Here is a 14,714-nt window from a genome sequence, read left to right on the forward strand (position 1 = left end):
TAAGTGAGTTACGCTGATTTATTCAATCTCCCTGCTAGCCCTTATTTTTTAAGTCATTCAGTGGGTTGTTTAGCAAAAAAATCGGAACTGAGTTTGGCTGAAAACTTTCTAACCCCTTGGAAATTGTCAGGCGGGGATGCTTGGCAGAACTGGTTAAACACGGTGGATCTGTTTTGCACAGCCTTAGGCCAACTGTTGAATGCTAATTCTACTGATTTTTGCCCACAAACTAATTTATCTAGCGGCTTAACGAAGTGGTTAATGGCATTGCCAACGCACAGTCATAAAATCCGTAAGCGCAAGGTGCTTATGCATGAAGATGCATTTCCGTCCATGGGCTACGTGGTTAAGGCAATGCAACCCTTAGGTTTTGAACTTGTATTGATACCTGCGGCGGAATCGGCTGCTAACATTCAGACCTGGCAACGGTATGTGCACGGGGATATTCATTGTGTTTTGGCCACCCACGTTCATTCGAATACAGGGCAGGTGTCGCCTATTCAAAGTATTGCTCAGTTGTGTCGACAACAGAGTTGCTATTTCGCGGTGGACGTCGCCCAATCAGCGGGCATTTTGCCCATTGATTTGTCTCTCTGGGACGTGGATGTGGTTTTTGGTTCAAGTGTAAAGTGGTTATGTGGCGGCCCTGGTGCTGGCTTTATGTGGCTAAACCCCCAATCCATTGAACAGCTCACGCCAATGGATGTGGGATGGTTTTCTCACAATGACCCTTTCGCAATGGAGATTACCGATTTCCAATATGCAAATGGCGCGAAGCGGTTTTGGGGAGGAACCCCCAATATTGCACCTTATGCTTTGGCCTTAGGAAGTTTGCAGACCATTTTGAATATTGGGCTAAAGACGATTTTTGCGCATAATCGTCGATTGATAGAGTTGTTTTTACAGGGAGTAAACGAGGGACTGTTGCATCCTGTTGATTTGGCAAATATGGGGGGGACCTTATGTCTGGAGATGCCGGCAACTCGTAGTGAGGCTATTTGTCAAAGACTAGACAGCCATAACTGTTATTTTGATACCCGTGGCAATGTGATGCGTTTGTCGTTTCATATTTATAATTCAGAACAAGAGGTTGCTTTGTTGACGGACGTCTTCAACCAGCAATGAGGGGACTTTATTCCTTGTTAGGCTGGGCTTGCGCAGGTTTACCATGGGCTGATTTACCTTGTAGTGATCGACTGGACAGAGTCAACCGTGCTGAGTCAACTGTACTGTGTCAACCGTGCTGAGATATGCCACCTCTGAGGCTACTTTCCCTTGGTTTCTGCCTTCTGTTAGCCTGGGTGAGGTTTGAATGAAGCGTAGGGCTATGCATTGCTAAAGTTTCGAAATTTAAAATTTCAGTTCGCTTAGTGCATCTACTCGTGATCTACATCCCGTGATGCTATTAATGGGTCGATTACGGCTAGATATTCATCCATTTTTTTATGTTGATTAGGAGATAAGGCAATGGAGTCTAATAGGTTTTTGCAGCGTTTTAGGCAAGCAAGCTGATCTTCGTTAAATTGAACTTCATCAATTAATTTAACCATCACTTTAAGAATACTCAGAGCCATATTCGGGTTTTTAGGCGCTAGAACAAAGGCTTGAGAAAGCAACTCATATGCTGGCTCATAGCGTTTGTTTTTGTAGTGGGATGATGCCATTTCACCCAGCTCTTTGGGGGAATAGCGGATATCAGTACGTTCCTGAGTTTCCTGATCTAAATATTCATTAATCACCTGACCAACAAAGCTGTCACCTTCTATTTTAGACTTCACCGAGTCGAGCAGGCGAATCGACTCTTCCCAATAGCCCATTTCATGGAAGGCCTTAACTTTATCTAGGCTATCTTCCACTGAGCTACTGGCCCTTGTATCCATGTGCTCTTTGATAATCTGTTCAGCTGCTTTTTTGTCACTTTTCAGATTTAGCATGCGCGCATTAATAATCGCTAATTGCTCTTTTAATTGACTATCGTTTCCGTATTCATTGACGAAAAACGATAAATCTCGTTCTGTTTTGGCAACTAAGCGGGTGGCTTCTTCACCATTTAGTGAGCCTGCCAAGTCAATGGCTGCACGAATAACGTTAAGATTTAAGTCTGGCGTATCGTGAATGGAGTTTTTAGCGAATTTGGCCATATTCATGGTCGCGATATACTGGCCTTTTTTATCATGATTGAGACGCGCTAAATTCCACGACTTCTTGTTTCTATCTAAATTGCGTGGCGCAAGCTTGGTGGCTTCCTGAATGATCTCATATCCCTTGGCGTAGTCTTCTTTTTCAATGTAATACTCGGCTAATGCATCATAGGTTGTAAACCGTGTATCGTCTCGTTGCAGTAGCTCATCAGTAAGGGTTATGGCCTCTGACAATTTATCTTGTTTTAACAGGCTTCTAGCCAGGTTCACTTGAACCCAACCATATTTATAACGCTGGCTCAATTTTCGATAAAATGCTTCCGCTTGGGAATATTCTTTCAAGTTAATTAAACATTCGCCTATTAAACGATTGATCATTGGGTAATATTTACTTAAAGATTCGTCTTTTAATTGGCGCTCAGCGTAATAAATAGCCGTAGGATATTCAGCTTTATCAATGCAATAAGATAATTTATATAGTTTTTCTTTAATCGCAAATAAGTACTTGAAGCGCTTTTCCATGGTTTTACGATCCAGTGGTTTTACCCAAAAGTCGCTGGGCTGTAATTCAACCACACAGTTAACCAATGACATTGACGTATCCGCGCTTAAGAAAATTACCATGGTGGTTTTCGTGATATGGCCTTTTAGGCGCATTTCTTCGAGTAAATTGAAGCCATCTTTATCACTGCGAATATCAAAGGAAATCAGCACCACATCAAATTTAGTTTGCTCACATAAGCGCAGAGCATAAAACGCGTTTTCGGCGCTTTTACAATTATGAATACCAATCTGAGCCAATGCAGACTTGATGCTATCGTGGACGAGGGCCTGGCCATCAATAACCAAAATATTTAAGCTGCTTAATGGCTTTTGCGGGGGGATTTCAATCAATTCTATATTTCCAACATCTTATTTTTCTGTGGAAGGTCGAATACAACAAGAACCCTAAAAGAAAGACAAATATGCGAGTGATTTGGTTGCAATTGAAGGATGTGTTCGCTGCTTTTTAAAATGGCAAAGCATGCTGAAAGTTAGCATCTTGACACTCATCCATACAAAGTCCAGGCAATGCGTTATACAACTGTAAAACGGGTATTGAGTTGTTATTTTAACCGTTTTATTGCGTCGTGTTGCTATTTGTCACGCCGTTAGGGGTCAAAAAGACCACTTAGCTTTATCATTGCTCAAGACGTGAGGATTAGCAAGAAACTTAATGTTTATCGCAAAAAATCTTGACTCATAACTTGGTTTTAGGTCAGGACTTTTTGCGCGTAAACGAGTGAGCTAAACGAGAGGGGAAACTAGTTGTTAACGCTCTTTTCGCTGCACTTTGTTACTACTTTGTCTATGGACTGTTCTATTGTTCGAACTTCTACTATTCACTTTATTTGACGAATAGTTGCGGCTGCTCCTTTGTGCGCCCTGAGATTGTTTATTTGAGTAACGTTTTACCGAATTACTGTTTGAATTAGTGCGCGAGCGGTTAGCGCTGTTTGCGTTATCACGGGAAACATTATTGCTTTGGCGCTGTGCGTTACTTTTATTCGCAGAGACATTATTATTCTGCCCTTTGCTATAAGTCTTATTCTGCCCTTTGCTATAAGCCTTATTTTGGCTACTTTGCTGTGTTCCTTTCTGCGAGCGTTGCACAACTGTATTGCGCGATTGGGCAGATACTTGGCGTCTATCCGATTTATCATTGATATTCGAATACTGCTTGGTTTTACTCGATTGCAAACGCTGTTGGGTTTGCTGCGCTTTTTTATTGGTTTTTACGGTCTTGTCATAGTTGCGCACCTTAACCGGTCTTGATTTATCCAATACACGCGTTTTGCCGCCAGTACTGATTACCCGCTTGTTGTCATTTCGATTCTGTTGACGATAGACCACTTTGGGCGTGTGGGCGTCATATCTCACCCCTCTCCTATGAGTAGGATTGTGTTGCCAGCGCTGATATTCACTTGAAGTCACTCTGCGAACACCATCATCGCGACGTCCGTAACGATGTGGGTGATTATTAACCACTATGTAACGACTGCGCCAGTTAAAGCCACCCCAAAATAAATTGTGGCGCACAAATACTCTTGGACTCCAGTATAAACCTGCATGTCGGTAGTAGTGAGCCGGACGATGCCAGAAAATGGGAGGATACTCGTGCCACCACCACGTACCATACACAATTCGTGTATCGTAATAAGGGACATAAACTATTTCTGTGGAAGCAGGTTGAATAACAATATTCTCCTCTTCTTCAACCACTTCTATGTATTCACTATTCTCTAAACTGCCTTGCTCATATGCTTTGTGTCGTAAGTTCTGAACACTGGCCAACACCTGCTCTTCATTAATTAAAAAGGCATCACCTAAATCTTGTAACCAGTTTAGATCTTCGGTTATTTGTTGCAGCAATTGATGGAAAGGAACTAAGGCTTTAACACTGGGATCCCAGTCTTCTTCCGCTATGGCTTCCATCACTTCTTCTTCAGACAAAGATTGGTTCTTCTCACGCCATCTTGCTGCTTGTACAACTTCCAGGGGATAAGTAGAGGCAACTAAAACATGTGATAACACGGTATCTGGATACAATGCGACAGGAGCAAGCATTTGGTCGAGCTCTGCCTGATCAAGTAAATAAGTACTTTGTTGTGCCGCCTCGTCAATATCGGGGTTAGCGTTTGATTCAATAACAATCACATCTTCGGGTTCTTGGGCTTGTGCAAGATTCACCGCCAAGGTCACAATGACTGATATTAACGCTAAGTACACTAACACGTACTTTGTGTTGTTTTTCATAGTATTCTCCTTTATTACAGAATACTTATAGAATGGTTGTCCTTAACCTTAGCTGAACCAAATATGAAAATCTTAACTAAATTGATTCACAGCAAAGGAAATACCATGGGGCTTTCTGCTGATAAATCCCTAGGTCGTTTATGATCTCCAGTAGAATACATAATTATCACGTCGACGTTTTCCTGGATTAACGTTATTGCTGTGCAGTTATGTTCCGCGACTTAGTCACAACGACCTGACAATGTAGTTAGTGCGGGAAGTCTAGAATGAGTGTTTTAAACTTGGTGAAACCAGCGGTGTTGCGGGTGTTCAAATGCAAAAGTAGAAAGTGTTAAAAAGCGATATATGAAAAATCAAAAAAGAGACTGAGGTCTCTTTTTGGGTGATTCTTAGGGTGCTTAGGGTGAAATAGCTGATGAGCGGTTATTATTTATTAAGCCCCTTTGTGTGGAAATGCGACTATGACTCGTCTTGTGACTTGTTAGGACCATTATTGAGTAAGTGTAAATCAAATTGATGACCTAGCTTTTCAGTTTTAGTGCGCAAATAGCGCCTATTGTCTTCCGTTAATCCGTGGTCGATAGGCGTTCTGGAAACCACATTGATGCCCATTGCTGATAAAGCACCTTGTTTTTTCGGGTTGTTGGTCATTAAAGCGACATTTTTCACACCCAAGGTATCGAGCATTAATTTACAAATTGAATAGTCTCGTAGATCTGCATCGAAGCCTAAATGTTCATTGGCTTCTACTGTATCAAGGCCGCTATCTTGCAGTTTATATGCACGGATCTTATTTAACAGGCCAATACCTCGGCCTTCTTGACGAAGATACAGCAATACCCCTTTTCCCTGTTCAACAATATTTTGTAGGGCTTTTTCAAGCTGAGAGCCACAATCGCAGCGGGTACTGAAAAGGGCGTCACCGGTTAAACATTCGGAATGCACTCGGATGGGAATCGTCTCATTTTCTTGCCATTCACCAAAAGATAACGCGACGTGTTCTTGTTGCGTGGCAACTTCAACGAAACCGTGGATAGTGAATAACCCAAATTGGGTAGGAAGGGCAGCTGAACTTACAAATTCAAACTTATTAGTTGGCGTGTTTGTCACCACTTTTGACCTTTCAAAGCTGTAATGTATTTAATAACTCACCAATATGGGCACGATTACCGACTTTACAACCGTTAGTCGATAGTTTTACAGTCAGTAAATTGATTTAAAGGAGCGGGTTTTGCGACGCCATAGCCTTGGGCGAAGTCTACTCCCATCTTACCCAATTCAACCATGATATCTTTTGACTCTACGAATTCTGCAACAGTATGCATGGACATCGCTTTGGCTAAATCTTTCATAGAAACCACCATCGCCATGTCGATGGGGTCGACTAATAGATCTTTAACAAAACTTCCGTCAATTTTAAGACAGTTTACCGGTAGGTTTTTTAAATAGCTGTAGGATGAAAAACCGCTGCCGAAATCATCTAGTGCAAAGGTACAGCCCTGTTTTTTAAACGCATTAATAAAGCGTAGGGTTTCTTCCATTTTGACGATTGCCATGCTTTCGGTTATTTCAAAACAAATCTTATGATGGGGGATTTGATAGTGCTCAAATGCCTGGGTGACATGTCGTTTAAGATCATTATCGGCTAAAGAATGGCCACTGAGATTAATATTACATTGATGCAGCTGAGAAAGGTGATCAGGATGCTCAGATAACCATTTAAAGGTGTTTTTAATCACCCATTTATCAATTTCTATGGTTAAGTTGTATCGTTCTGCTGCAGGTAAAAATGCTGCTGGTGGCACTATTTGATCGTTCTCATCAAGCATCCGCAGCAGAATCTCATAATGGTGTCCGTCAGCGACTTTAGATAAAGGGTAATAATGTTGGTAGTAGAGTTGAAATCGATTTTGTTCAAGGGCCAGGTTTATTTGAGACACCCACTTTAATTCTGACTCATAGCGTTGCATTTTTAAGTCTTCGCTGGAGTATAAGTGTATTTGACTGCGCCCTTGTTCTTTGGCAACGTAACAGGCTGCATCTGCCATACTCATTAGTTGTTCGGGGGTTTCAATGTGGTCTTGCCATTTGGCCATGCCAATACTGATACCCATGGTGAAAATGCGATTGTCCCAGATGAATCTGAATTCTTTAACTGCATTCAACAATTGATTCGCTATGACTGCGGCATTTTGAGCGTTTTCTGATTCTAAAATAACACCGAATTCATCCCCCCCCAACCGAGCTAGCAGCCCCCTGTTTAGCACCACATTATTTAAGGTTTGGGATAGTTCCTTAATGAGTGCATCTCCGGCTTTGTGGCCACAGGTGTCATTAACTATCTTGAATTGTTCAAGATCCATATAAAGTAGAGTGAGCTCTTGTTTTAACTGTTTAGCGCGACGAATTCCGTCTCGTAGTTTTTGTTCAAACTCTCTTCGATTATAAACCCCGGTTAACGAATCGTGCGTGGCTAAATATTCTAAGCTGATGCTCGATTGTTTCTTTTCGGTGATATCGAAAATGGAACCAAAAAAGTACTTTTCATTTTCGGTACCGGTAAGTTGCACTGAAATACAGAACCAAAATTCACTGCCGTCTCTGCGAATGCCTTTAATTTCTTTCCCTAGGGCTTTTTCGTTTTGAAAAATTTCATCCATAAGGAGATCTCGCTCATGGGGATTAGCATAGAGTACAGAGGTGTCTTTAACCTCTGATAGCATTTGATTTTCGTCACTGTATCCAAACAGTTGGCACATTGCAGGGTTGGTGGTTACCAATTTTCCGTCTTGTGTTGAGGTATAGAGTCCTTCTGCAGAATTACGGAATAGATCATAAAATTGATGGAGATTTTTAATGGCGGTTTGTTGTTGAACTTGTTTAACAAATGAAAGGGCTTTTTCGTGACTTTCTATGGCAACTGCTATTAACAACACGCCGGACATTACAATTAAAGATAATATTAATACAGTGTCATTTTCTAGGGCTTTTCCAGATAAGTAATAACTTACTTCGGACATTAACGTTGCACTAATAATTAACCAACCTAGGGCATATAGCCCATTCGGTGTCGCTTGTTTTCTATCATGGTAAATAAGGGCTAATAAAAGGTGGAGCAAAACTGCTGCTGCGGTTAACGCCGAAGCTACCACTAATTGTAAATAACTATTTAGAAGTGGTGCTATAACTAGCATTGAGATAGCCATTAGATACGATATATAACGCCAATAAAATGGAATGCGCTGCAGCAGAGCATGACAAACTTTTGCTGCAGAAAAGATGACAATTGCCACAATGACACAACTAATTTGTGACGTATAGGCTCCTAGTCCAGTGAATTGACTGACAATTCCCTGAATGTTTAAGAACAATAATAATAGGCCGGCATTAGTCACAGAAAACCAGAAGCGGATAGGGCTTCTAAGCAGTATGTAAGTGACTAGGAAGTAAAAAAATAGGATGGCCAGTGCGCCACCGACTACGCCAATAAACGCCAAATTAAACTGTTCTTTGGCAATGAACGCCGAGTCGGTCCACAGGTCAATTGTATAGACAGAAGGGCCGTCATCTTGAATGCGTAAGTAAATATTAACACTCTGATTTGCGCCTAAAGATAGGGGAAGAACAAAATTTCTGTGGTTATAAGGGCGAGTGGATAAATCACGCTTTGCACCCACTAAATAGGTCTCTAAGAGTCGATTTTTATCGTCCAGAACATAGGCATCTAGATAGTCGATAGAAGGGTTACTAACCACTAACATATATTGTTGATCAATACTGTCTTGATGGACTAATGAAAAGCGCTGCCACAAGGCCTGATTATCAATTAATGGGGTTGTGTCAATGGCATTTGACCAGCCTTCTAGCACTTGAACCTGAGATAATTGTGCGCGCTTATTAGTGCGTTTCAATTCGGTTTTAGCATTCACTAAAACATGTCCCACTTCCGCATCTAGGATGAGTGTTGGCATGGGATCAGTTTGTTGTGCAAAACCTACGAAGCTTAACAACAGCATGCATAGGAGACCGACAATTTTCACGTTAAACAACCATATGAACTAATTTACCTTAAATCTGATACCAAAAATGAACGAGCTGATTCTAGTATTTGAAACGCTATATTATTGAATTTTATCTAGTTTAGCTAATAGTTTAGACAAACTATTGATTTCCGCAAACCCGGTAACTTCAATCCATATTGCCTCACAAGTAGCGTCATAACAAAGTAAAAATGTATCTTGTTCCAAAACAAACTGGATTTGAGCGCGGTCTGCCCCTTCGCTTATATCTGAAACTTTGGCGTCAATTTTATCTAACCAAACTTTTGCATTTTCCATGACCTCAGCTTGAGTGGGGAAAGAATCACAAATCAAAATGATAGTTGACTCTGTTAGTCGCCAGTTATTGTGGCTTAACTTGAGCATGAGATTTCCATAGATTTCCCCCAGTCTGGCGGTGTTTGTGCGTAGTGTTCAAACTCAGGTTGTTCATCAAAAGGGTTGGAAAGTACTTTAAGTAAGCGCTTGCACTCTTCAAAGCTACCGTTTTCCGCCTCATTGATGGCGTTTTGCGCTAAGTAATTTCGCAAAATAAATTTTGGGTTAGCTTCTCTCATGGTAACTAAACGTTCGTTTTTGGGTAAAGATTCTTCTGCTACACGAGCCATATAAGCTTGATACCAAACTTGGGCTTGTTCGCGGTCTATGAAATGATCTGTTAGTTTGCTTTGGCTTAAGTTTTCATCACAAAGTAAGCGGAAGCTTTGGGTGTAATCGCGCTTGTCTTGGGCGAGTAATGCAAGCCATTGATTAACCAACTTCATGTCATCGTTTGTGACTTTTTTGAATCCGAATTTTGCTCCCATCAATTCAGCGTAGTGAATTTGTAAACGTGTTTCGTATTGGGTGAGGGCTTGTTTGATCTGCTCAATGGATATATAAGGGGTAAACGCATGAGCTAATGCATTTAAATTCCATAATGCCACACCAGGTTGTTGATCGAAGGCATAGCGTCCATTGTGGTCGGAATGATTACAAATATATTCAGGATCAAATGTGTCTAAAAAGGCGTAGGGGCCGAAATCGAACGTGATTCCGTGGATGGACATATTATCGGTATTCATTACCCCGTGACAAAAACCAAAAGCTTGCCATTTGGCAATTAAGTCTGCAGTACTTAACACAATCTGTTCTAGCATAGAGTAATGGGGATTTTCGTGGTTGATACACCACGGATAATGTTTCTGTAATGTGTAAGTAAAAAGTTTGTCGAGCTTATCTAATTGTTTAGTTTGATAAAAGTATTCAAAATGGCCAAAACGAATATGGCTTTGACAGGCTCTTATTAACATTGCGCCGGTTTCTGGCTGTTCACGATAGACGGTTTCTTTACTGGCAATTAAACACAGGGCCCGTGAGGTTGGGATGCCTAAACTATGCAGAGCTTCACTTGCTAAATATTCTCGTATTGTTGACCTTAGTACCGCGCGTCCGTCGCCAAAGCGTGAATAGGGGGTTTTACCTGCCCCTTTCAAATGTAGATCCCAAGATCTTTGCTTTTGGGTAACGACTTCGGCTAACAACACTCCTCTTCCGTCACCGAGATCTGGGTTCCATCCGCCAAATTGGTGGCCGCCGTATTTTTGCGCAACGGCATTGAGATTGAAATAACCATCCGCTTTGAACAAGGCGTCAAATAGGGTCTCAGGTTGAGAAAATTCGTTCTTAAGTTCTATGTCTTCTGCTAATTGCTCGTTATATAATGCTAACTCTGGCTCAAGTAACGGTGAAATTCTGACTTGGCTTACCATGTCGGATAATTTTTGTGCGTAAGAATGATCGAAATGCACGTTTGCGCCTTATTAGTATTAATCCAAGGTATAGTTTATCCTGACAATGGGCTATCTTGATACCCTTGTTCTGAAAAACGATTTTGGAACCCATATTCAATTATTGTGAGGTTAGTAACATGAATTTAAAACCTATAGCACTTCTTGCTACGTTGCTTGCTGGTAGTGCCTTGTGTGCCCCTGCATTTGCTGGAGACGCAGAGAAAGGCAAAGCTAAATCTGCCACTTGTGCTGCGTGTCACGGTTCTAACGGGATTTCTATGATCCCCATGTACCCGAATTTAGCAGGTCAGAAAGAGCAATATTTAGTTTTGCAAATGAAAGCTTTTCGCAGTGGTGAACGTAACAACATGGTAATGGCACCTATGGCTAAAGGGTTAAGCGATGAAGACATTGCTGATTTAGCCGCTTATTTCGCAAGTTTGAATCCCGCAGGCTAGATTATTGATACAGCTTCAACACAGGGGGATGTTCCTCCTGTTTTGTTGTGCTGAATTCTTCAATTTATCGATCTTTTTCAATTAAGTAACGTATCTACTGAAATTAACCGAATAGAGATTTCTTATGATCGTTGTACATCACCTCAATAATTCCCGCTCCCAACGTATTTTATGGTTATTAGAGGAGCTAGAATTAGATTATCAGATTAAGCATTACAAGCGTGATGCGCAGACTAATCTTGCACCTTCGACCTTAAAATTAGTTCACCCTTTGGGTAAGTCCCCCATAATAACCGATGGTGACGTGACGGTCGCAGAATCAGGGGCAATTATAGAATATCTAATTGAGCGTTATGGCGCTCACTTGAAACCGAAAGCGGACTCAGAAGCCCTTAGGCAATACCAGTATTGGTTACATTTTGCAGAAGGTACTTTAATGCCACCCATGGTTGCCAAATTGGTATTTGACAAGGTTCGCGCTAATGCTAAGCCCTTCTTTGTGAAAATGATTGCCAACAAAATTGCTGATAAGGTGATGGATGGTTATTACATGCCAATAATTTCAGCTAATTTAGAGTATGTGAATACTCACTTAAAAAATAACTTGTGGTTCGCGGGTGATGAGCTTTCCGGAGCTGACTTCCAAATGAGCTTTCCATTGGAAGCCAATTACTCGAGAGGGGGAGGCAAACAACACGCAGCCATTGCTGCCTATGTGCAAAAAATTCATCGACGTGACGCCTACAAACGTGCGTTGGACAAAGGCGGAGAATACGCCTACGCCTAAATGTTGTTTGAAGGCAGCTAACTAGCGTTGGCATGTTGGGATATCAGCGCTAAAAACCTTTCCCCATAACGTTCTAGTTTGGTGTTTCCGACACCACTTATCTGTAAAAATTGAGATGGATTTTCGGGTAGTGATTCCGCCATATCCGCTAAGCTGGCATCACTGAACACTACGAAAGGTGGTACTTCGTCTTGTTCCGCGATGGTTTTGCGTAAATGTTTTAATTTGGCAAACAATGCTCTGTCATAATACCGCTTATCATTTTTACTTGTTTTGGATCTTTCTAGTGCGAGGCGAGGCACCGCTAGTGTCACTATCACTTCAGACTTTAATATGGGTCTGGCGGCTTCGGTGAGTTTTAAGTTCGCGTTTTGGGTGATATCGATTCTGATCAATCCTTGATGAATGAGTTGGCTTATAACATTATGCCAATAGGCTTCAGATTGATCTTTTCCTATTCCATGGGTCGGTAATTTGTCGTGTTGTTGTTCGACTATTCGTTTATGGCTTTTGCCACGCAACACGTCGATAACGTATTGCGTTGTAACAGTTTGACCTAGTCTAAATATGCATGAGAGTACTTTTTGCGCTTGAATGGTGCCGTCAAATCGTTTCGGTGGATCGATACAGATATCACAGTTGTTGCAATGGGCTCCACTGTACTCTGAAAAATAATTGAGTAAGACTTGGCGTCGACAGGTTTGTGCGTCGGCAAAGGCTTCCATGGCTGCAAACTTTTGTAACTCCACATCGTGACGTTCAGTATTTTCACCCATACTTATCCATTGACGAATGCGAGCAGCGTCTTTTTCATCGTATAGCAGTAAAGCTTCTGCTGGCATGCCATCGCGTCCGGCACGCCCAGTTTCCTGGTAGTAGGACTCAACACTGCGGGGTAAATCGAAATGCACTACATAACGGACATTGGATTTGTTAATACCCATTCCAAAAGCAACAGTAGCGACTATGACGTCAACATTATCTTGGATGAAATCACGTTGAATTTTATCGCGTATTTCTGGCTCTAAGCCGGCGTGGTATCCGGCACTATTGATGCCTTGTTTGGCTAATTTAAAGCTAAGTTCATCGACTTTCGCTCGACTATTGCAATAAACAATCCCGCTGCCTTCTTGGCTTTTCACATACTGAATGAGCTGTTCTACAGCTTTGTACTTGGAAAGCAGATTGTAGCGTATGTTGGGGCGGTCAAAGCTACTTCTAAACACGAATGGGTTGTGCAAATTTAATTGTTGAGAGATATCGGCTCGGGTTGCGACGTCGGCAGTTGCGGTGAGGCCCATAACGGTGGTGTTGGGAAAGTGCTTTTTTAATTGACCTAGTAGTCGATAGTCTTGTCTGAAATCGTGTCCCCAGTGAGACACACAATGGGCTTCATCTACTGCAATTAAACTTAAATTTAGGGTGTGCAGGCGGTCGATAAATTCCAGTTGCATAAGTCTTTCGGGGGCAACGTAAAGTAACTTAAATTTACCGTCTTGCAGTTGTCGGTAGATATTAATTAACTGTTCTCGGGGAATAGACGAGTTAATGTAGGTTGCAGCAACGCCTGAGGCGGTCAATGCATCTACTTGGTCTTTCATTAAAGAAATAAGTGGCGATACAACAACGGTTAAGCCGGGCAGAAGCAACGCGGGAATTTGATAGCAAAGTGATTTTCCACCACCTGTGGGCATCAACACTAGGGAATCACGTCCGTTCAAGACCTGATCGATGATTTGTAGTTGCCCATCCCTGAAATTGTCATAACCGAAAACATCTTTTAGCACTTTTATGGCTGGTGCTTCAAAATCTTGGTTCGTTAATGGGGCGCTAATGGCAGTAGACAAGTATCTTCCTCGTACGAATTAAAAATGGTGTTGAATTGAAATTAATAATGATGATTTTACTTAAAAAGCGCCTTGGGGTATACGCTATATAGACTAAATATAAATAGGTTCTACTATGATGCTGAATAACATAGATAAAACTAAACGTTTGAGTACGGAAGCGCTAGCTGAATTTGTAATGTACTTGTTTAGTGAGCAAATGCCATTTAATAAGTTACTTGGAATTAAAATAGATAAATTGGGCGTTGATGAAGTTGAGGTAAGATTGCCCTGGAGTGACAAATTAATGGGAAATCCAATACACAAAATATTACACGGTGGAGTTACCGCTGCAATATTGGATACTGTGGGCGGTGTGATGGCTGTCTTGTATTCCATCAAGGATTTCGAAGAAATCAGCGTGCAAGAGTTTCAAAACTCGTTTTCCAATCTTGGCACTATCGATATGCGCGTTGATTACTTGCGACCAGGCAAAGGCGAAGAATTCATTGCTACGGCAAAAGTGATCCGCAAAGGCAAAAAAGTCGCAGTATGCCGCATGGAACTGCATAATGAGACAGGCACTCATATCGCTTTTGGGACAGCCACTTATATGGTTGGATAGCATATGGGCTAATTTGGGTTTGTTTGAGACAGCCATGAGGGTTTGTTTGAGACAGCCATAAAAGAAGACTGTCTCAAATTACCAAAATAAGACAGCCATTAAAGTGAATAAGATAAAAATCAGTGAAGACAATAGTTGATAGATGTTTTTAGCGGTTAATGCAAACAAGGTTTCATTGGGTTTGTCATTGGAGGGGGTTGGTAAATGTAGCCATTTTTTCAGTAAAAGTAGACTACTAAACTTCATAATTA

12 protein-coding genes are annotated in these 14,714 nt (G+C 41.5%); 4 read left to right on the top strand and 8 right to left on the bottom strand.

Features of this window, described 5'->3' with window-relative positions:
- Nucleotides 1-3 precede the first annotated feature (3 nt).
- A complete protein-coding gene (locus Q4574_RS19340; RefSeq protein WP_303476772.1) occupies nt 4-1,125 on the top strand; it encodes an aminotransferase class V-fold PLP-dependent enzyme in 1,122 nt (373 codons plus the stop codon).
- Nucleotides 1,126-1,376: 251 nt separating this feature from the next.
- On the opposite strand, the gene Q4574_RS19345 is transcribed toward Q4574_RS19340, so the two are convergent.
- The 6 genes from Q4574_RS19345 to Q4574_RS19370 all read right to left on the bottom strand — a co-directional run bounded on the left by Q4574_RS19345 (nt 1,377) and on the right by Q4574_RS19370 (nt 10,785).
- Nucleotides 1,377-3,035 (bottom strand): response regulator, encoded by a 1,659-nt coding sequence (locus Q4574_RS19345; protein WP_303476775.1) that lies wholly within the window; start codon nt 3,033-3,035, stop codon nt 1,377-1,379.
- A gap of 417 nt (nt 3,036-3,452) precedes the next feature.
- Complete coding sequence (locus Q4574_RS19350; RefSeq protein WP_303476777.1) at nt 3,453-4,937, bottom strand: DUF3300 domain-containing protein; 1,485 nt, start codon at nt 4,935-4,937, stop codon at nt 3,453-3,455.
- Nucleotides 4,938-5,396: 459 nt separating this feature from the next.
- Nucleotides 5,397-6,050: a GTP cyclohydrolase II gene (gene ribA, locus Q4574_RS19355; protein ID WP_303476780.1), complete on the bottom strand. Its 654-nt coding sequence runs from the start codon at nt 6,048-6,050 to the stop codon at nt 5,397-5,399.
- Nucleotides 6,051-6,121: 71 nt separating this feature from the next.
- Nucleotides 6,122-8,977 carry an EAL domain-containing protein gene (locus Q4574_RS19360; protein WP_303476783.1) on the bottom strand — a complete coding sequence of 952 codons (2,856 nt, stop codon included), beginning with the start codon at nt 8,975-8,977 and terminating at the stop codon, nt 6,122-6,124.
- An 81-nt stretch (nt 8,978-9,058) separates the two neighbouring features.
- Entirely contained in the window at nt 9,059-9,361 is a 303-nt protein-coding gene (locus Q4574_RS19365) for a DUF3630 family protein (RefSeq protein ID WP_303476786.1), read from the bottom strand.
- Nucleotides 9,349-10,785 carry a YdiU family protein gene (locus Q4574_RS19370; RefSeq protein ID WP_303476788.1) on the bottom strand — a complete coding sequence of 479 codons (1,437 nt, stop codon included), beginning with the start codon at nt 10,783-10,785 and terminating at the stop codon, nt 9,349-9,351. The genes Q4574_RS19365 and Q4574_RS19370 overlap by 13 nt, the downstream gene beginning before the upstream one ends.
- Before the next feature lie 119 nt (nt 10,786-10,904).
- On the opposite strand from Q4574_RS19370, the gene Q4574_RS19375 reads away from it, so the two are divergent.
- Together Q4574_RS19375 and Q4574_RS19380 are read left to right on the top strand one after the other, a co-directional pair.
- Nucleotides 10,905-11,225 (top strand): cytochrome c, encoded by a 321-nt coding sequence (locus tag Q4574_RS19375; protein WP_303476790.1) that lies wholly within the window; start codon nt 10,905-10,907, stop codon nt 11,223-11,225.
- 124 nt (nt 11,226-11,349) lie between these two features.
- Nucleotides 11,350-12,012: a glutathione S-transferase gene (locus tag Q4574_RS19380; protein ID WP_303476792.1), complete on the top strand. Its 663-nt coding sequence runs from the start codon at nt 11,350-11,352 to the stop codon at nt 12,010-12,012.
- Between the two features lie 17 nt (nt 12,013-12,029).
- Here the strand turns inward: Q4574_RS19380 and recQ are convergent, their stop codons facing one another.
- The gene (gene recQ / locus Q4574_RS19385) at nt 12,030-13,859 is read right to left on the bottom strand and encodes a DNA helicase RecQ (protein ID WP_303476794.1); all 1,830 of its coding nucleotides are present in this window, start codon (nt 13,857-13,859) and stop codon (nt 12,030-12,032) included.
- A gap of 115 nt (nt 13,860-13,974) precedes the next feature.
- On the opposite strand from recQ, the gene Q4574_RS19390 reads away from it, so the two are divergent.
- Nucleotides 13,975-14,463 (top strand): thioesterase family protein, encoded by a 489-nt coding sequence (locus Q4574_RS19390; protein ID WP_303476798.1) that lies wholly within the window; start codon nt 13,975-13,977, stop codon nt 14,461-14,463.
- 78 nt (nt 14,464-14,541) lie between these two features.
- Here Q4574_RS19390 and Q4574_RS19395 read toward each other — a convergent pair whose 3' ends face one another.
- Complete coding sequence (locus tag Q4574_RS19395) at nt 14,542-14,709, bottom strand: hypothetical protein (RefSeq protein WP_303476800.1); 168 nt, start codon at nt 14,707-14,709, stop codon at nt 14,542-14,544.
- Between the last annotated feature and the right edge of the window lie 5 nt (nt 14,710-14,714).

This window comes from Aliiglaciecola sp. 3_MG-2023 (assembly GCF_030548205.1).
Classification (GTDB): Bacteria; Pseudomonadota; Gammaproteobacteria; order Enterobacterales; family Alteromonadaceae; genus Aliiglaciecola.